The organism is Lyngbya sp. CCY1209, assembly GCF_035615495.1.
GTDB lineage: Bacteria > Cyanobacteriota > Cyanobacteriia > Cyanobacteriales > Microcoleaceae > Limnospira.
In genome coordinates this window covers 1-16,876 of the sequence record NZ_JAJENU010000689.1, presented here as the reverse complement: position 1 = coordinate 16,876, position 16,876 = coordinate 1, and the positions used below count along the sequence as shown (strand labels likewise).

Here is a 16,876-nt window from a genome sequence, read left to right as displayed (position 1 = left end):
GTCACAGACCTTAATTGTAAAAACCCTCGCTCCGACTTCCGAATACCGACTCCCGACTGCCTTTTCCCGAATCTGTAACCACACGATCGCTCATTACGATAATGGGCGATGCCGTTCAATTTAGTCCTGATAGGCCTCCATCGGGGCGCAGGAACAGACGAAATTGCGATCGCCGAACGCATTATCCACCCGGCCCACCGGCGGCCAATATTTGTACTCCCGAGTCCAGGGGGCGGGGTAGGCGCCGATTTCCCGAGAATAGGGGCGGTTCCATTCCCCGACAATCAAGGATTCCGCCGTGTGGGGGGCCTGTTTGAGGGGGTTATTTTCCCCGTCCATGTCCCCGGATGCGATCGCGGCGATCTCGGCCCGGATGGCGGTCATGGCTTCGCAGAACCGGTCTAACTCGTCCTTGGACTCGCTCTCCGTCGGTTCCACCATCATCGTCCCCGCCACAGGCCAGGAAATTGTCGGGGCGTGGAACCCGTAATCCATCAGGCGTTTGGCGATATCGTCCACGTCGATATTGGCGGACTTTTTGAGTGATCGCAAATCCAGAATGCACTCGTGGGCGATCGTGCCGTTCTGACCTTTATATAAAATCGGATAGGACGCATCCAGCCGTCGCGCCATGTAATTGGCATTCAAAATCGCCACCTTCGTCGCGTGGGTCAACCCCGCCGCCCCCATCATGGCAATATACATCCAGGAAATCACCAAAATGCTGGCGCTGCCCCAGGGTGCCGCCGACACCGCCCCGACCCGATGTTCCCCCGGCATCTCAACCACCGCGTGACCCGGTAAAAACGGCAGCAGGTGGGACATGACACCGATGGGACCCATCCCCGGCCCGCCGCCGCCGTGGGGGATGCAGAAGGTTTTGTGCAAATTCAGATGGCACACATCCGCCCCGAAATCTCCCGGACGGCACAACCCGACCTGGGCGTTCATATTCGCCCCGTCCATATAGACCTGGCCGCCATTGTCGTGGACGATCGCGCAAATGTCCCGAATGCCGGTTTCAAACACCCCGTGGGTGGAGGGGTACGTCACCATCAGCGCCCCCAGGTTCTCCCCGTGTTTCTCGGCCTTCGCTTTCAAGTCCCCGATGTCGATATTCCCATCTTTATCGCACTTCACTGCCACCACTTTCATCCCGCACATCACGGCACTGGCGGGGTTTGTCCCGTGGGCGGACTCGGGAATCAGGCAAATTTTGCGGTGTGCCTCGCCCCGGCTTTCATGGTAGCCGCGAATCGCCAATAATCCCGCATATTCTCCTTGGGACCCGGCGTTGGGTTGCAGGGAAATGCCCGCAAATCCGGTAATTTCCGCCAGCCACGCTTCGAGTTGTTCAAAGAGAATCTGGTAGCCGTGGGTTTGCGTCTGGGGGGCAAAGGGGTGGATTTTGCCGAACTCCGGCCAGGTCACTGGCAGCATTTCCGCCGTGGCGTTCAGCTTCATGGTGCAGGACCCGAGGGGAATCATGGAGGTGGTTAGGGACAGGTCCCGATTTTCCAAACGTTTGAGATACCGCAGCAGTTCGGTTTCCGAGTGGTGGGTGTTGAAGACGGGGTGGGTGAGGTACTCGGAGGTGCGGGTCAGGTTTTTGGGGATGGCTGATTCTGCGGACAAATCCTCAATTTCAAAGGAGAGGGTTTCGCCGAGGGCGAAAATTTCCAGCAGATCGCGGATATCTTGAAGGGTGGTGGTTTCGTCGAGGCTGATGCCGATCGCATCTTCTCCGATTATCCGCAGGTTAATCTGTTTGGCGATCGCCCGATTCAAAATCTCGGCCTGGGGGATGTCTCCCAATTCCACTCGCAGGGTATCAAAAAAGGCTTCGGAGGCGATCGCGTAACCCAACCGCTGCAACCCCGCCGCCAAAATTCCCGTCATCCGGTGGACGGTTTCGGCGATTTTTTTCAGTCCCTCGGAACCGTGGTAAACCGCGTAGGTGCTGGCAATTACTGCTAACAAGACTTGGGCGGTGCAGATGTTGCTGGTAGCTTTGTCCCGGCGGATGTGCTGTTCCCGGGTTTGCAGGGCGAGTCTCAGGGCCGGGTTGCCCTGGCGGTCCTTGGAGATGCCCACCATCCGGCCCGGAACCTGACGTTTGTAGGCTTCTTTGGTGGCGAAATAGGCGGCGTGGGGCCCGCCGAAGCCGAGGGGGACGCCGAAGCGTTGGGTGCTGCCGATCGCAATATCTGCCCCGAGTTCGCCGGGGGGCGTCAGCAGGGTGAGGGCGAGGATGTCTGCCGCCATTGTGATGATCGCTTGATGATTGTGGGCGGTTTCGATGAATTCCCGATAGTCGTAAATCGCGCCGTCGGTGGCGGGGTATTGCAGCAGGGCGCCGAAAATGGGGGTGGAGAAGTCGAACTCGCGGAAATCCCCGATGATGATGTCGATGCCGAGGGGTTGGGCGCGGGTTTGCAGGACGTCGAGGGTTTGGGGGTGGCAGTCCCGGGAGACGAAGAAGGCGTTGGCTTTGGCTTTGCTGACGCCGCAACTCAGACTCATGGCTTCGGCGGCGGCGGTGCCTTCGTCTAAGAGGGAGGCGTTGGCAATTTCGAGCCCCGTCAGGTCAATCACGAGGGTTTGGAAGTTGAGGAGGGCTTCCAGGCGTCCCTGGGCGATTTCGGCTTGGTAGGGGGTATAGGCGGTGTACCAACCGGGATTTTCGAGGATGTTGCGCCCGATGACGGGGGGGGTGATGCAGTCGGAGTAGCCCATTCCCAGGAAGGATCGGTAAATCTGGTTTTTGGAGGCGATTTCCCGCAATTTTTCTAAAGCTGCGGTTTCGCCGAGGGCGGGGGGCAGGTCGAGGGGGCGATCGAGGCGGATGTCTCCAGGAACGGTTTTGTCGATCAATTCGTCGAGGCTGGAATATCCGACGGTTTCGAGCATTTGTTGAATTTCTGCGGCGTTGGGGCCGACGTGCCGGCTAACGAAGCTGTCGGCGGGGGTTGCCTCCGGGCGATCGCTTGATGGCGAATGGGGGTGGCTTCCGTTGGATGGGAAGGTGGGGGATTGGGTTTGAGCGGGGGAATTAAAATCCAGCATGAAACTCCGACTGATTCGACAAGGTGGATAAGAGAGATTGATTTGGATACGGCAGCGCCCATCTACCGAGGCTGTACGCCATCCCGAGTTGGAATTAATGACAATTTTGTATTGTTAGATACAGCGAAAATCTACACCCGGCGATCGGGTGTACCAAAGCCGATGGGAACTTCAGCTTTTTTATGATTTTTAAAGAATTGTAATCATTAACCGGACAAATGGGTAGAGCCATCGCCCCGGCGATCGCCCCGAAGTGGCCGGGGAGAAACCGCAAAACTCCCGCCATTGCGAAGCGTTGGGGGGTTCCGAGGACTTCCGCCGCCCGCCGAAATTTTTACCGTTGCTTTACATTGGGGCCAAAACTGGACTTCAATTGGAGCCCAAATACCCTCTAATGGGATAGTATCGCAGTTGGTCGCCGGTTTGCCGCCCCCACCAGGACAGGCCACTGGGATCGAGCGATCGCGTCCACTCGGCGAAGCGGTGGGGCAGTCGCTCGCAGGTGTGGAGGATGTTGGCGGGGGAGACGCCCAGGCGTTCGGCGAGTTCGCGATCGCTGAGTCCGTCTTTGAGGGGGGTGGGGATGGAACGGTCCGCCTGCAACAGCAACGCTTCGAGTTCGGCTTGATATTGGCTGGCCCACTGCTGTTTGAGCGTCTCGGGCAATGTTTGCCACAGGCGATCGAGTTCTTGGACTTGGGGGACGATTTTCGCGTCGGGGGAGGGTGGGTTTCCGAGGGGGATATCCATTTTGACCTGATCTCCAAGGGCGACTGTTACGGTTTTGAAAGTTCTGTCGGGTTCTCTGGGGCTCGGAGGGCGGACATTGACGGTTAATTCTCGTTTTTGATGGCGCTTAAGCGGCAGACAAAGAGTTCGCCGTCCGGGTTTCCGAATCGATCGCCATCTATCAAAGATGAATCTTTTTCAGCCGGTCGAACCGCCAATTTTCCGCCCCTTCAGACGTTCGAGGTTCTCCCCTTCAAACGGGATCGATTCATATGGATTAAAATAGCTATCCCCAGTCTAAACTAAAAATTCACAATTTTCAATCGTCGCATCTCTAACTTTTTGCCGATTTTTGTCAAGAAACGTTGCGAAAAAATGTAAAAAAATATGAAGACGAAGGTCGCCGGTTTCCCGGGGGTTGCGGATGGGATATCGTCTCGCCCCCGGTCGAGATCGGGAAAAATTGCGACAAAATCGGAGACAAAATTGGGGAGAATCGAGGCGATCGCCCAATATTGGGGATAGAAACGGTGGATTTGCGGATGTCGCGCCGTCCCCGGAACAAAAAATGCGATCGCCCCCGTCCCACCTCGGTGTCCGGACTGTTTCCTTTCGGTCGCCGATTGGCTACCCTTCCCCTTCGACTAAAGTCTGATATTCGCTGGAAGAAAGGGCATCTTCGAGCTCCTCGGCATCTTTAATGCGGACTTTGATCAACCACCCTTCCCCATAGGGATCTTCGGCTAATTCTTCGGGTGCCTCGACAATGGCATCGTTTCGTTCGATGACGGTTCCGTTCAGCGGGGCTTTGAGATCTTCAACCGCTTTCACCGATTCGACATTGCCAAAAGATTCGCCCTTCTCCAACTCATCGTTAACGTCCGGAAGTTCCAAGAACACGATATCACCCAATTGCTCGACGGCAAAAGCGCTGATCCCGATGGTGGCAATTTCGCCATCGAGGCGGACGTACTCGTGGCTGTCCAGATACTTCAGATCGTCAGGAAATTCCATCGCCATGTTAGATCCTCTAAAATCACAGAGCATTCGGTCTGTCAGTGCAGACTCGGCTACAAAACTAATCCAAGCACAATCTGAACCCGCTGAACCACATTCAACCCAAAATGAATCGAGCGACAATCAAAAAATGGGTCCTGGGGGAATTTTCCCTCAAGCGCCTGGTCACGTCAACCCTGGCGATCTATCTTTTGGTGGGCATCTGGGCCTACTTCGGGAGCGATCGCCTGATCTTTCTCCCCCGTCCGGCCAGCTACGATCGCACCGGGGAGGTATTATTCCTCGAAACGACGGACGAAACGGCGATCGCAGCTCTGTACCTGCCGAATCCCCAAGGGCAGTATACCATCCTTTACAGCCACGGCAACGCGGAGGACATCGGAGACATCCGCCAACGGTTGCACGAGCTCCGGGATGTGGGCTTCTCCGTTTTCGCCTACGACTACCCGGGCTACGGTTTGAGTGGCGGCAAACCCTCGGTGGCGGGGGCTTATCGGGCGATCGATGCCGCCTACAATTACCTCACCGAAACTTTGAACGTTCCCCCCGATCGCATTGTCGTCTACGGGCGGTCCGTGGGCAGCGGGCCTTCGACGGATCTGGCCGCCCGCGAACCGGTGGCGGGGTTGGTGATCGAGAGCGGGTTTACCAGCACCTTCCGGGTGGTGACGCGGATTCCCATCTACCCCTTTGATCGCTTTCCCAATATTGCCAAAATCCGAAAGGTGAACGCTCCGATCTTGATTTTACACGGCGATCGCGATCGGGTGATTCCCTTTTCCCACGGACAGCAACTTTACGCCGCCGCCGGGGAACCGAAACTGTCCCTGTGGGTACCCGGGGCGGGCCACAATGACCTGTTGCAAGTGGCTGGCGATCGCTACGACCGCACCTTGCTAGAATTGATCACAATTTTATCAGAAACAAAACCTTGAAATTTCCCAAATTTGATGTACAATTGAGCCATCCAGATCGGAACCGATAGGGGGTGCATTTACCGCTTCAAAACCCCACGAAAGGAGTGTTTGACCATGAATCGATTTGGACAGAAACGGCGGATCGGGCTGTTGTTAACCGGATTATTTTTCGGGTGTTTGAGTGGCGGTGTCGGACTCGCCGGCGAGTCCATTTGGGAGCGGTACGGGGAGGAAAGGAATCCCGCCGAACCGGGCTATCAACCCGCCGGAGTTCGCATCTGTATCGTCGCCGATCCGAGCGATACTCCCCTCAATGTCCGGGCGACACCGGGCGGCAAAATTATCGGCAGTCTCCCGGACGGGGCGGAGGTGGAATGGTGGGAGCGATCGGACCACAATAAGAACTGGGTTTATATCTATACCCGGGTGATGGAAGGGTACGTTTGGGCGAATTATCTCCGCTGTTAATGTTAAAATCACAAGGGGTGAAAGCCCCTGATTTTGATCGGGAAAGACATCGGACTAATCGTCGTTATAGCAACCGCCCGGACGGTTAAGACGTAGAATAGGGGAAGTATTCAGATCCGATCGCGATCGCCGACCATGATTTCAACAGTGGAGGCTATGCTTTAGCCTCCTTGTCACCCTCACAGGTTCTCTCCTTAATACAAAAGTTAAGGAATGATTTTGCTTTCATCACAAAGAGAAATGATTTGGTTGACAAAAGCTTTCAGCTCTGGACAAGCTTGAATGGCAATCATTAAATCATTGTCCTTCAAAATCTTTGCGCCATCAATAGGCTTGTTATAATCTCTCGTTACTTTTCCGACTCTAAAGATTTCCTTAAGATAGTAGGCAGGTGGTCTATTGTGATTCACAGTTTCAGGAGAACTACTAGGAGCAGAGCGATTATGTTTTGCTCTTTTTTGAATAGTTGACCAGTATGGAAGAAGCCATGCTTCAAAATCATGTAGTGCTGTGTGTGGATAAAACTTGGGATTATTACCAACCCAAGCCATCATTTTATTTTTTGCATCCTTTGCGTCTTTAAAGTCTTTCGTTCCTGTATAGACATCTGTTAGGGCAATCACGGCATCATAAGCACTCCTGCCAGAAAGCAGGTTTTCAACTACACGCTTAAGCTTTTCTTCTTTAGGAATACGACCATTTTGTGAAATAAATGTGAGTTGTGGCATTTTTCCCGCTAAACGAGTTTGGAGAAACTCACGTAATTTTTCTCTAAAAGCTACTTCAGTAGCGCCCTCAACTAAGATGGCAATTTTCATGGACGACCTCCCATTAAATTCATTGCCCAAACTTGATCGAGGCTGTATTCCTCTAACCATTTATCCAAATCAAGTGTATCTGCCCAAGTCATTCTTGCCTCACCTTCTTCAAGGTCACAGATTAAAATCTCATGGGGTTCAAGAAATCTGATGAGTCGATCTGAATGAGTTGCTACTATAAGCTGTGTGTATTTTGAAGCTTCTCTCATCAAATACACTAAATGTCTCAACAGCTCAGGATGTAGGCTAACTTCTGGCTCATCTAGCAAAGTAATTGTCGTTAAGCTATGACTTTGTAAAAGGGTCACTAACCAAAGAAAACGTAGTGTTCCTTCCGATAGCTCATGCACATATATGGGTTGAGAAAAGTTTCTGTCTGTCCAAGTCATGGAAATAGTTCCGGCGGCAACAGGAGGAAAATTTAACCTCTCAAAATCTGGAAATGCTGTAGAAACAACATCCTCTACTGTTTCAAAACGATCTCTATCTGTTTCCCGAAGATCATACAGACAGGAAACTAAATCTTCGCCGCTTGCACCCGGTAGCTTGGCAGGACGCATAGGCTGGGGCAAGCGAATCGGGCTTTTCTCAGAAACATCAAGTGCCCCATAATAAGTGCAAGAAGCAAGACTTTTTCTCAAGTTCTCAGGTTCACGATACATTTTAGGAACTTGAGAGAGAGAGGTTTCTAGATAATTATGATCCCAATTTGGTTTGAGTAGTTTACGATCTTCTTGACTAAAATATTTGATGTCTACACCCAAAGATTCAATATATTTGAATGGTTCGGGTGCATGGGGATTGTTTTGCTGTGTTAAACTCTCTTCCTGAATTTCATAAGACAAGCTTTTGGGTGACAATGTTAAGCCATACTTCAACGGCTCTCTTTCCGGTACTGTCATCGACACAGTAATCCCTAGATCTTGGGCTTTACCTCTGGTTAAAATCTCATTTAATCCCCCTTTAGATTGTAATGTTTCTTGCAACTTACCATTGGCTGAAGCCGCTAGTGTTGAAAGAACATCCAAAAACGAAGTTTTTCCTGATCCATTCGCCCCAATCATGACAACAAGATCTCTCATCTCAAGGTCAACTTGTCGAAGGCGACGAAAGCCTCTCACTGAGATATTTTCAAATCTGTCCATACGGAAATTACCAGTAAACGTCGTCGAGCTTGCTGAGAAAGTGAAAGAACGTGCAGAACTCGAAAAATAGAATAATTCTATGATACCATTTCCCATGATTTGCAATCAAGTCCCAAGTCGAGATCGCCGAAATGAATTCTGAGATGGAAAACGCCCCAAAATCCATGACCCCCATTTGGATAGCCGGTAGCATTATTTTGAGGGGTGTGGGTCTGGGATTGTTCGCCCTCGGGGGAATTCTGTGGTTTCACCTCCCCTATTTGCTATTCTTGGATGAATGGCACGCATTGTGAATGTGTGCCATCGCTGAAGCGACGACTACAAACTGTTTGTAGTGTTCACTTTAGTGAACTTCGATCACTGCCGCAATCAAACGGTAACATCGCAATTCTTCTTCCCCATAGGACTGACTCCAGGGTTGGCTAAAACTGAACACCACCAAACAGGGGTTGGAAGGCTGATGGCCGGTGTCGAGTTTTTGACAAAATTCCGGGTCGGTAATAGTGGCAAATAGGCGATCGCTTCCGTCGAGGGGAATGGAACCCCGCCACTTATTTTTGCCGTTCCGAACCACCCGAAAATCCGAGGTTTCGATGACCTGCAACGTCCGCCGTTTTGGTTTCGGTAATTGTAATAAATAGTTGTAGGGAACTGCTGTGAGAAAATCGTCCCGGTGGCTGTGGAGAATTTCGGTTTCGCAAAACGGCTGGATTTCCTTGTAGGGGACGGTTCCGACCCGTTTCCAGCGGGTCGAAAACATGACCCGATTTTCGCATTCATAACCCGGGGATTCGTCGGTTAAAGAAACGTCGATCGCGTCCAGGGGTCGGATGGGTTTTCCGTTAATTATACAGAGTTTTACCGGAATTCGACCGTCGTCCAGGCGGGTGGTCGGACGAACCCACAAACGGGTTGATTTGTCAATTCCGGCAACGCAGCGATCGCTATTTTTGCGCGAATTCGCTAGACAAATCATCTGTGTCATGGCTACAGGTGGTGAATTTGGATATTCCCCCAATGTCGGTTGAGATACTCGGCGACTAGGCGACGGTGGCAATGGTGGGGTTTCGCTTCGCTGCACAGCAGGCAGGCATTTTCTATCAATTCCGGGTCAACCTTTTTTTCGATCTGTCGCTTTTCTAGCAGGTCTAAGAATTTCGTTTCGTAGGTTTCCCAGTCCCCCTTTTGTTTTTTATATTCGTCCAGGATATCTTTGCTGGGGGCCAAATCTATCCGGTGAATATAATCGATATTGCCGATGGTTTTTAGGAAATATTCTAAGTCCGCTTTTTTGGCGAATCCCGCCAGTTGGGAGACGTTGTTTAAGCGGGTGTCGATTACCCGCGTCACGCCGGATTGTTTGAGGAGTTCAAAGAAGTTTTTGGCGGTTTTCTTGGTAAATCCGATGGTGTAGAGATTGACAGAATTAGCCACGATCGCTCCCCCCTTGTTTTTCGACATAGGCGATTTCATCCCCCTGGCGTTTGTAGGCTTCCTCCAGGCAGTCTTCCCGACTCGGTAAATTATTGGAAAATAAGGAGAGTTGTACCGGGGCTGTCGGGTCGGCAAATTCGGTAAAGCCTTGCTTGGATAGCAGCCGGGATTCTAACTGGTCGTGGGATTCCAAATCGCCGGTTTTCAGAATGTGATTGATGGTCAAATTGAAGGGTTTTAAATGGTGGCAGACGAGGATGGCTCGGTGGCAGGTGAGGGGGTCTTGCTCGGCGCACATCAATGCGATATTATAGGTTTGGAGGCCGGATATCACTCGCTGGAGTCCGGCTTGAAATTCGTCGGTGGCGGCGATTTTTTCGTAGACGGCTTTTCCCTCCACATAGCAGGCGGGATTGCCGGAACGGGCGCCGAGTTCTTTGCCCAGAAAAACGTAGCGAATTCCTTGGGACTCTAACGCGGCTGTCAGTTCGGCTTTGTTGAAGTGGGGGAGGTGGCGGCTATGGGGGTGCGATCGCACGTCCGCTAATGCCGTGACACCGTGTTGCTGCAACAGAGAAATAAACGGTTCGATTGGGTGGTTGGAATGACCGACCGTAAATAAATCCATGACCCCGAATGATAAATGAACGGCGGGCGATCGCCGAGTCGGAATTCGGCACGTCAACGGTCGGCACGACAAGGAAATGCCACACCGCAAAAAGAGCGTGCAGAACTCGAAAAATAAGATGATTCTATGATACCATAACCCCGGACTCAAAATCAAGTACAAAGTTCGGAGCATTACAGCGGATTCTGAGATGGAAAATACCCCGAAATCCACGACCCCGATTCGGATCGCCGGCGGCATTTGGACGGGTGTCGGCCTGGGTTTATTCGCCCTCGGTGGAATCCTGTGGTTTCACCTGCCCTATCTGCTATTCTTGGATGAGTGGCACGCCTTGTGGGGGACGGTTGCCCTGACAATCGGACTGTTCGCCGGTCAAATTTTATTCGATCGCCTGGTTGACTGGGTCCTGTCGGGGGATTCCGTCTTGCAGCGGTTCGGGTGGGTGGCTTCGGCGATTCTCTCTGCGGCGATCGCGATCGAGGCGGGAATGCGGTTTCTCGGCTGGGGGACGGCGACGGTGGGTTTGGCGAATTTGGCGTTTGGAATCGCCTTTCTGTGGAGTTGTCGTCGGTTCTGGGGGAGGCCGTCAATTCCCAATGAATTGTGAGGAGTTTGGCGATCGCCCCGAAAAAATGCCAAAATTGCGATCGAGCGCATTTCCCGATCTCCACCTATGACAAATTCCGAGCCCCAACGCATCACCCTTCCCCCCCTGCAAATCACCCTGCACGACGAACAGAAAGTCAGCCTGCAGTGGCTTCCCCAATCCCAACCGAAGTCTAACTTACCGGCGGTGGAACCGCAACCCGAATTATCCGACGCTTGGAAACAGTGGGTTGCCCTCAACAAACTGATGAATTTACCCGACGCCGTTCTGGTGGAACGGATGGTCGAAAAGGGTGTCGATGTCAAACTCGCCTTGGATGCCGTCAGCCAAGCCTCAGACCACCCCTATTTCAAAGCGGGAGAACAGTTCGTTCAACTGCTGCAAAAAGTCGAGTCGATGTGGAAAATTCAGCATCAGTTGGCATCCCTCTCCGAAGCCGCCCAAACCGTCGATCGCAAACCGACAATTTCCCGATCGGAGTTTTTGGATCACTACTACGCCAAAAACACCCCCCTGATTTTGACCAATATCATCAAAAACTGGAAGGCGTTGGAACGGTGGACTCCCGAATATTTGCGACAACACTACGGGGAAGCGAAGGTGGAAATTCAGGCCGGACGCGACGGCGATCCGGAGTACGAATTGAACCTGGAACGACACCGAAAAACCGTCAAATTTTCCGAATATATCGACTGGGTAATTTCCGGGCAAGAAACCAACGATTATTACATGGTCGCCAACAACGGCAATTTGGATCGCCCCGAAATGAAAGGGTTGTTGAACGATATCGAAATTTGTACGGAATATTTAGATCCCAACCAAACCCGGGGGCGAATTTTCTTCTGGTTCGGGCCAGCCGGAACCGTCACGCCACTGCACCACGATCCCGTCAACCTGTTTTTGGCCCAGGTTTCCGGCCGCAAACTGGTGCGGCTGATGCCCCCCTCGCAAACCCCGTTCGTGTACAATCAGGTGGGGGTATTCAGCCGCGTCGATCTGGAAAATCCGGACTATCAAAAATATCCCCTATTTAAAAATGTCAGACCCATCGAATTCATTTTGGAACCGGGGGAGGTAATTTTTATTCCCGTGGGGTGGTGGCATCACGTCCGATCGCTGGAAACGAGCATTTCCGTTTCGATGACCAATTTTGTCTTTCCCAACCATTACGAATGGAAGTACCCCAATTTGGGGCGATAAGCCGGGGCGATCGCACCCATAAAATCCATCGGGGGTGGGGCGGGTTTCGACGTGCCAAAATCGCTGACAATCCGTGATTGTACGGTTGAGTTGAGACGGCAAATCTCGCCATTAAACCGGAGGCGAAATTGAGGCGATCGCGATCACATTTCGACCCGATATTGATCAACCTCCGCATCCCAAAGCGTCACTGCGATCGGGTGTGCGATCGCACATAATAAACCTATCCGATGGCGGTGGCGAACTTTGTCCGTCGCCCCCTATATTGTTGGATAGAACAACTTCTCCGAACCCCTCCATGAATACTCCAATGCCTACAGTCACACCCGATCTAGTCACCATTCCCGAACCCGAAGAATGGGTGCGGGAACACCAAATTCTCGCCGGTTTTGCCCACACCCTCGGCGTGGTCAAAAAACTGCTCTCGGATGCGGACATCCACCACGCCGACGGCATCTCCTACACCCCCGAAGGCGATCTGATCGTCGGCGAAACGGCCCGCAACCTGCTCAGATCCACCTACGGGGACGATCGCTGGCGATATATAGAAAACTACCTGACATCCTAAGTCCTTCAGAAAACCCGTCCGGTCCGCGATCGATTTGCCATCCTCCCCAACCCCGAGGTCGGGGATTTTTTTTGGCGAAGACAAGGGCGATCGCCCCGTCGTCCCCCATTTTGCGGATCTCGAAGCCTTTGCTATCCTCTGCATAGTTCACAATAGAAAAGTTGAGTGGGCAATTCCGATCCTCTCGTCAACCACCTAAAGTCACCAACTCAGTTCTCAATTATGTGTCGTCTGCTTGGCTACATTGGTTCTTCAATTCAACTCGACCGAATTTTATGCGAACCCGAACACTCACTAATCGTCCAAAGTTACCAACCCAAGGAAATGCAGGAAGCCTTGATGAACGCCGACGGGTTCGGGATCGGCTGGTACCACCCCACTCAGGAAGCCGAACCCTACCGCTACCGCAACATCCAACCCATTTGGAGCGATCTGAACCTGGCCCCCCTGAGTCGCTACGTCGAATCGGGGCGGATTTTGGCCTACGTCCGCAGCGCCACCCCCGGACAGGCCGTGAATTTGAATAACTGTCAACCCTTTCAATCCGGGAATCTGACGTTCATCCACAACGGCTACATCCAGGATTTCCGGGATAGCCTCTACAAACCGATCCGCGATCGCCTCTCTGACGGGAGTTATCGAGCGATCGAAGGCAATACCGACTCCGAACACCTGTTCGCCCTGTTCCAAGACGCCCTCGCCGGAAGTGGCACCTCCCCCCTCGTCGCCGCCTTAGAAACCGTGCTCAAAACCGTCGAAACCATCGCCCACGAAATGCAGGTGCGGGTACTCGCAAACATGATCATCTGCGACGGAAATCGCATGGTTGCCTCCCGCCACGCCATAGCGGGAATTCCGCCGAGCCTTTATTGGCTGCAGGACGATCCGAAGTTCCCGGAATCCGTTATCATCGCTTCTGAACCGCTATTTCCGGGGAAATGGCACCTTTGCCCGGAACACAGCATCATCAGCGTTGGAGAAGATTGTGACGTCCACATCCACCCCCTCACTCAGACAGACCATCTGTCACGCCCTGCATGAGTGCCGCCTCGGCACGCTCAAACTCGTCGAGGGCATCGATAGAGATACCCTTTGCGCCCAACCCCACCCCGATTTCAGCCCGGTGGGGTGGCATTTGGGGCACATCGCCTTCACCGAGGCTTACTGGCTGCTGGAGGAGTGCGGGGGGCAAGAGCCGCTCTTCCCCGAATATCGGTTATTTTTCACCGCCGACGGACTGCCGAAGGCGAAACGGGTGGAACTGCCTTCGCTGGAGTTTATTTTAGATTATTTGGCGATCGTGCGATCGCAGGTTTTTCAATACCTAGAAACCGCCCCCCTCGAACAACAGGAACGCCTGTGGCGATTTATTTTGCAGCACGAATGTCAGCACGGAGAAACCATCGCCCTCGTCCTGCAACTGCACCGCTTCGAGGACGTAACCACCCACCTCCCCATCTTCTCCACCACCCCCCCACTCCCCCTCTCCGAAATCGAAATCCCCGCCGGGGAATTTTCCATCGGAAATGACAGCCTCGACGCGATGGATAACGAACGCAAAATCCACCGCCAATTTTTAGATCGCTACTGGATCGATCGCCACCCCGTCACCTGCGCCCAATATCGCCAATTTATGGAAGCCGGCGGCTACCACAAAGCCAAATGGTGGTCCCCCAAAGGGTGGGACTGGCTCCAACACAACTGGGTCACTCAACCCCTATATTGGATCGACGACCCCAGCTTCGACAACCACCCCGTCTGCGGCGTCAGTTGGTACGAAGCCGAAGCCTACTGCAACTTCGTCGGCAAGCGACTTCCCACTGAAGCGGAATGGGAAAAAGCCGCCAGTTTTGACAACGGAAAAACCCGCACTTATCCCTGGGGTGAAGACCTGCCCACTGAGGAAAAATGCAACTGCAATCATCTCGGTAAAATCATTAAAAATAAACCCCAAACCACCCCCGTAGATGCCCACCCCGAAAACGTCAGCGCCTCCGGTGTCTGCGATTTAATCGGCAACGTCTGGGAGTGGACATCCAGCGATTTTGCCGGATACGACGGCTTTGAGTTTTACCCCTATTCCGGCTATTCCCAGACCTATTTCGACGGCGAACATAAAGTTTTGCGCGGCGGCAGTTGGATCACCCGTCCCTGGGCGATGCGGTGCAGTTTCCGCAACTGGTATCACCCCCACGTCCGGGCAATTTTGGCTGGTTTCCGCTGCGCGAGGAGCGAGTGAGGATTCGGATTTTTGTAGGGTGCGTTCCCCACAATTACGGGGCCTTTAAATCCGTCATTAATTCGGGGTAACGCACCGGATATTTGCCAATTTAACTGCTCTCGCGAACAACAAAAAAATCAGATATAATATCAAGACCGCTTGGGAATTAATTCCCAAGCTAATAGCTCCAATCATCTTTAGATGATTGGGGGGTTGAAGGAGGAGGTGATCGGATCTTATGGGATTAACAACTGAGATTATGAAGGAAACAACTGATTTACTCAATCGGATCACTCAAAATCCCGGCCAATGCGGGGGTCGTCCCTGCATTCGAGGGATGCGAATTCGAGTGACTGATATTTTGGAAATGTTGGCGGAAAATGTCAGCGTTGCAGAAATTTTAGAAGACTTCCCCGATTTAGAATTGGCAGATATTCAAGCTTGTCTGTTGTTCGCGGCGCGGCGGACGGATTTTCCCAGGCTGATGGCATGAAGATTTGGATCGATGCTCAACTACCCCCCAACCTAGCAAATTGGTTGACAGAAAATTTTGGTCTAGAAACTGATGCATTGCGAGATTTGGGACTTCGGGATGCTCGGGATATCGAAATTTTTGAAGCTGCGCGATCGGAAAATGCTGTGATTATGACGAAAGACAGCGACTTTATTGATTGGGTTTGTCGCTTGGGGCCGCCTCCCAAAATTTTGTGGCTAACCTGTGGTAATGTCACCAATCGAAACTTACGAAAATTGCTGACTGCTACTTTGCCTGATGCCTTGGCACAATTGCGACAAGGAGAAATGATTGTAGAGATTAGCAATACTCGCTAAAATAAATGTGGCGATCGCAATTCCGACATAGAGGTAATACATATATTGAAGTAACCGCGACAATTTTCGCCGGTTTCCGCTGTGCGAGGAGCGAGTCATGGTCATCTATCCAAAGCTTTGAAAATTGCTTCGCGACTCACCAAATCTGTACTTTCGCCTTCCTGAATTGCTTTTTCCATTGCCAGATCTTCCAAAACTTCAGACAGCAGCGAAGACAAGACTTCTTTTTCTTCTGTTATCAACTCAAGAATTGCGACTTTGATTAACTCTTTGAGTTGGCTTTCATTGACGGTGATTTCACTCATCTCTTTTTTTTAAACAAAAGTTGTTTTCAATTCAATTATACTCCGACCCTTCCGACTGTTCAATCCGCCGCACAAAAAATAAGCCGTTCCCGTACAACGTCAAAGTTGCCCCCAGCATTTCCAAATATTCTTCCAAGCCGATGCGGAGTTCTTCCATTATACCATATCCTGTGTCGAAAATTTGGAATTTCAACAACTCCAATCCCAGGGCACCGAACAAAAAGGTAAAAATCCCGAACCCGACAAAAAACGAAGCCCTCGGATAGAACCTCCAACTCGCTTTTAAATCTTTGAAAAACAGAATAAATGTGGCGATCGCAATTCCGACATAGATGTAAATATAGATATTGAACCAACCGCGACAATTTTCGATCCCAGGCATCCAACACAGGGGTTTATAAAAGTGCTGATGCAATTTAAACGTTTCGTCAATTAAGGAAATATAGAAAAAAATCACCCCCACCGTCACCAGCAACCGCCGGGACGGTTTTTGCCCCGGATAGCTGCGATAAAACGCCAACCCCAGAAAACTGCAGGCGACGGCAAATAACTGAATCGCCGAGAACAAAGAGGGGATATTTTGAAATCCGTTAAAATCCCACAGCGGCGGACTGTCTCCCCACAGCAAAACGGTGGCGAGGTAAATGGCGAGTAGCACCCATTCAAATATCAGCAAACTCCACAGCAGTCGCCGATTGAATTTTCGGACTCGCTGGGCGGGAATTTTATCAAATATTTTTAATTTCATATGTTGACTCCTTTTAGTCTGATCCCCCTAAATCCCCCTTGATAAGGGGGACTTTGAATCTTTGTGGGATATCCGATCCCCCTAAATCCCCCTTGAAAAGGGGGAGTTTGAATCTTTGTGGGATATCCGATCCCCCTAAATCCCCCTTGATAAGGGGGACTTTGAATCTTTGTG

The 16,876-nt window shown here is 51.8% G+C and carries 20 protein-coding genes; 10 read left to right on the top strand and 10 right to left on the bottom strand.

Going from position 1 to position 16,876, the window contains the following annotated elements; translation table 11 throughout:
* Nucleotides 1-120 precede the first annotated feature (120 nt).
* The 3 genes from gcvP to gcvH all read right to left on the bottom strand — a co-directional run bounded on the left by gcvP (nucleotide 121) and on the right by gcvH (nucleotide 4,815).
* A complete protein-coding gene (gene gcvP / locus LKE08_RS28530) occupies nucleotides 121-3,066 on the bottom strand; it encodes an aminomethyl-transferring glycine dehydrogenase (protein WP_324707689.1) in 2,946 nt (981 codons plus the stop codon).
* 369 nt (nucleotides 3,067-3,435) lie between these two features.
* Nucleotides 3,436-3,816, bottom strand: coding sequence for a hypothetical protein (locus tag LKE08_RS28525; protein ID WP_324707688.1), 381 nt, complete (start codon nucleotides 3,814-3,816; stop codon nucleotides 3,436-3,438).
* 606 nt (nucleotides 3,817-4,422) lie between these two features.
* Entirely contained in the window at nucleotides 4,423-4,815 is a 393-nt protein-coding gene (gene gcvH, locus LKE08_RS28520; protein ID WP_324707687.1) for a glycine cleavage system protein GcvH, read from the bottom strand.
* Between the two features lie 104 nt (nucleotides 4,816-4,919).
* Between gcvH and LKE08_RS28515 the strand changes: the two genes are divergently transcribed.
* Nucleotides 4,920-5,747 (top strand): alpha/beta hydrolase, encoded by an 828-nt coding sequence (locus LKE08_RS28515; protein ID WP_324707686.1) that lies wholly within the window; start codon nucleotides 4,920-4,922, stop codon nucleotides 5,745-5,747.
* 96 nt (nucleotides 5,748-5,843) lie between these two features.
* Entirely contained in the window at nucleotides 5,844-6,197 is a 354-nt protein-coding gene (locus tag LKE08_RS28510; RefSeq protein ID WP_324707685.1) for an SH3 domain-containing protein, read from the top strand.
* 206 nt (nucleotides 6,198-6,403) lie between these two features.
* On the opposite strand, the gene LKE08_RS28505 is transcribed toward LKE08_RS28510, so the two are convergent.
* Both LKE08_RS28505 and LKE08_RS28500 read right to left on the bottom strand, forming a co-directional pair.
* On the bottom strand, nucleotides 6,404-7,015 hold the full coding sequence (locus tag LKE08_RS28505) for a DUF4276 family protein (protein ID WP_324707684.1): 612 nt from the start codon (nucleotides 7,013-7,015) through the stop codon (nucleotides 6,404-6,406).
* Nucleotides 7,012-8,256 (bottom strand): AAA family ATPase, encoded by a 1,245-nt coding sequence (locus tag LKE08_RS28500; RefSeq protein WP_324707683.1) that lies wholly within the window; start codon nucleotides 8,254-8,256, stop codon nucleotides 7,012-7,014. Before LKE08_RS28500 ends, LKE08_RS28505 begins: the two co-directional genes overlap by 4 nt.
* 35 nt (nucleotides 8,257-8,291) lie before the next feature.
* Between LKE08_RS28500 and LKE08_RS28495 the strand changes: the two genes are divergently transcribed.
* Nucleotides 8,292-8,453, top strand: coding sequence for a hypothetical protein (locus LKE08_RS28495; RefSeq protein WP_324707682.1), 162 nt, complete (start codon nucleotides 8,292-8,294; stop codon nucleotides 8,451-8,453).
* 50 nt (nucleotides 8,454-8,503) lie between these two features.
* On the opposite strand, the gene LKE08_RS28490 is transcribed toward LKE08_RS28495, so the two are convergent.
* Genes LKE08_RS28490 through LKE08_RS28480 form a run of 3 tightly spaced genes read right to left on the bottom strand, consistent with a single transcriptional unit; the run spans nucleotide 8,504 to nucleotide 10,222 of the window.
* A complete protein-coding gene (locus LKE08_RS28490; protein WP_324707681.1) occupies nucleotides 8,504-9,145 on the bottom strand; it encodes a hypothetical protein in 642 nt (213 codons plus the stop codon).
* A gap of 2 nt (nucleotides 9,146-9,147) precedes the next feature.
* Nucleotides 9,148-9,594, bottom strand: coding sequence for a DUF488 domain-containing protein (locus LKE08_RS28485; protein ID WP_324707680.1), 447 nt, complete (start codon nucleotides 9,592-9,594; stop codon nucleotides 9,148-9,150).
* The gene (locus LKE08_RS28480; protein WP_324707679.1) at nucleotides 9,587-10,222 is read right to left on the bottom strand and encodes a DUF488 domain-containing protein; all 636 of its coding nucleotides are present in this window, start codon (nucleotides 10,220-10,222) and stop codon (nucleotides 9,587-9,589) included. The genes LKE08_RS28485 and LKE08_RS28480 overlap by 8 nt, the downstream gene beginning before the upstream one ends.
* Before the next feature lie 190 nt (nucleotides 10,223-10,412).
* Between LKE08_RS28480 and LKE08_RS28475 the strand changes: the two genes are divergently transcribed.
* From LKE08_RS28475 to LKE08_RS28445, 7 genes are all read left to right on the top strand, one after another.
* A complete protein-coding gene (locus LKE08_RS28475) occupies nucleotides 10,413-10,829 on the top strand; it encodes a hypothetical protein (protein WP_324707678.1) in 417 nt (138 codons plus the stop codon).
* Between the two features lie 66 nt (nucleotides 10,830-10,895).
* Complete coding sequence (locus tag LKE08_RS28470; protein ID WP_324707677.1) at nucleotides 10,896-12,029, top strand: cupin-like domain-containing protein; 1,134 nt, start codon at nucleotides 10,896-10,898, stop codon at nucleotides 12,027-12,029.
* Between the two features lie 310 nt (nucleotides 12,030-12,339).
* Nucleotides 12,340-12,597, top strand: a complete 258-nt coding sequence (locus LKE08_RS28465; protein WP_324707676.1) for a hypothetical protein — start codon at nucleotides 12,340-12,342, stop codon at nucleotides 12,595-12,597.
* 222 nt (nucleotides 12,598-12,819) lie between these two features.
* Nucleotides 12,820-13,638, top strand: coding sequence for an ergothioneine biosynthesis protein EgtC (gene egtC, locus LKE08_RS28460; RefSeq protein WP_324707675.1), 819 nt, complete (start codon nucleotides 12,820-12,822; stop codon nucleotides 13,636-13,638).
* Nucleotides 13,583-14,836, top strand: a complete 1,254-nt coding sequence (locus LKE08_RS28455) for an SUMF1/EgtB/PvdO family nonheme iron enzyme (RefSeq protein ID WP_324707674.1) — start codon at nucleotides 13,583-13,585, stop codon at nucleotides 14,834-14,836. The genes egtC and LKE08_RS28455 overlap by 56 nt, the downstream gene beginning before the upstream one ends.
* A 241-nt stretch (nucleotides 14,837-15,077) precedes the next feature.
* Nucleotides 15,078-15,311: a DUF433 domain-containing protein gene (locus LKE08_RS28450; protein WP_324707673.1), complete on the top strand. Its 234-nt coding sequence runs from the start codon at nucleotides 15,078-15,080 to the stop codon at nucleotides 15,309-15,311.
* Nucleotides 15,260-15,649: a DUF5615 family PIN-like protein gene (locus LKE08_RS28445; protein WP_324707672.1), complete on the top strand. Its 390-nt coding sequence runs from the start codon at nucleotides 15,260-15,262 to the stop codon at nucleotides 15,647-15,649. Before LKE08_RS28450 ends, LKE08_RS28445 begins: the two co-directional genes overlap by 52 nt.
* Nucleotides 15,650-15,750: 101 nt before the next feature.
* On the opposite strand, the gene LKE08_RS28440 is transcribed toward LKE08_RS28445, so the two are convergent.
* Together LKE08_RS28440 and LKE08_RS28435 are read right to left on the bottom strand one after the other, a co-directional pair.
* The gene (locus LKE08_RS28440) at nucleotides 15,751-15,954 is read right to left on the bottom strand and encodes a hypothetical protein (RefSeq protein WP_324707671.1); all 204 of its coding nucleotides are present in this window, start codon (nucleotides 15,952-15,954) and stop codon (nucleotides 15,751-15,753) included.
* A gap of 31 nt (nucleotides 15,955-15,985) precedes the next feature.
* Entirely contained in the window at nucleotides 15,986-16,702 is a 717-nt protein-coding gene (locus tag LKE08_RS28435; protein ID WP_324707670.1) for a hypothetical protein, read from the bottom strand.
* Between the last annotated feature and the right edge of the window lie 174 nt (nucleotides 16,703-16,876).

Bases quoted from the DNA above. Each gene is read 5' to 3' on its own strand.
- LKE08_RS28470 (WP_324707677.1), top strand. From the start codon at position 10,896: ATGACAAATTCCGAGCCCCAACGCATCACCCTTCCCCCCCTGCAAATC.
- gcvH (WP_324707687.1), bottom strand. From the start codon at position 4,815: ATGGCGATGGAATTTCCTGACGATCTGAAGTATCTGGACAGCCACGAG.
- LKE08_RS28515 (WP_324707686.1), top strand. From the start codon at position 4,920: ATGAATCGAGCGACAATCAAAAAATGGGTCCTGGGGGAATTTTCCCTC.
- LKE08_RS28510 (WP_324707685.1), top strand. From the start codon at position 5,844: ATGAATCGATTTGGACAGAAACGGCGGATCGGGCTGTTGTTAACCGGA.
- LKE08_RS28450 (WP_324707673.1), top strand. From the start codon at position 15,078: ATGAAGGAAACAACTGATTTACTCAATCGGATCACTCAAAATCCCGGC.
- LKE08_RS28465 (WP_324707676.1), top strand. From the start codon at position 12,340: ATGCCTACAGTCACACCCGATCTAGTCACCATTCCCGAACCCGAAGAA.
- LKE08_RS28490 (WP_324707681.1), bottom strand. From the start codon at position 9,145: ATGACACAGATGATTTGTCTAGCGAATTCGCGCAAAAATAGCGATCGC.
- LKE08_RS28440 (WP_324707671.1), bottom strand. From the start codon at position 15,954: ATGAGTGAAATCACCGTCAATGAAAGCCAACTCAAAGAGTTAATCAAA.
- LKE08_RS28495 (WP_324707682.1), top strand. From the start codon at position 8,292: ATGAATTCTGAGATGGAAAACGCCCCAAAATCCATGACCCCCATTTGG.
- LKE08_RS28525 (WP_324707688.1), bottom strand. From the start codon at position 3,816: ATGGATATCCCCCTCGGAAACCCACCCTCCCCCGACGCGAAAATCGTC.
- LKE08_RS28435 (WP_324707670.1), bottom strand. From the start codon at position 16,702: ATGAAATTAAAAATATTTGATAAAATTCCCGCCCAGCGAGTCCGAAAA.
- LKE08_RS28480 (WP_324707679.1), bottom strand. From the start codon at position 10,222: ATGGATTTATTTACGGTCGGTCATTCCAACCACCCAATCGAACCGTTT.
- LKE08_RS28505 (WP_324707684.1), bottom strand. From the start codon at position 7,015: ATGAAAATTGCCATCTTAGTTGAGGGCGCTACTGAAGTAGCTTTTAGA.
- LKE08_RS28500 (WP_324707683.1), bottom strand. From the start codon at position 8,256: ATGGGAAATGGTATCATAGAATTATTCTATTTTTCGAGTTCTGCACGT.
- egtC (WP_324707675.1), top strand. From the start codon at position 12,820: ATGTGTCGTCTGCTTGGCTACATTGGTTCTTCAATTCAACTCGACCGA.
- LKE08_RS28475 (WP_324707678.1), top strand. From the start codon at position 10,413: ATGGAAAATACCCCGAAATCCACGACCCCGATTCGGATCGCCGGCGGC.
- gcvP (WP_324707689.1), bottom strand. From the start codon at position 3,066: ATGCTGGATTTTAATTCCCCCGCTCAAACCCAATCCCCCACCTTCCCA.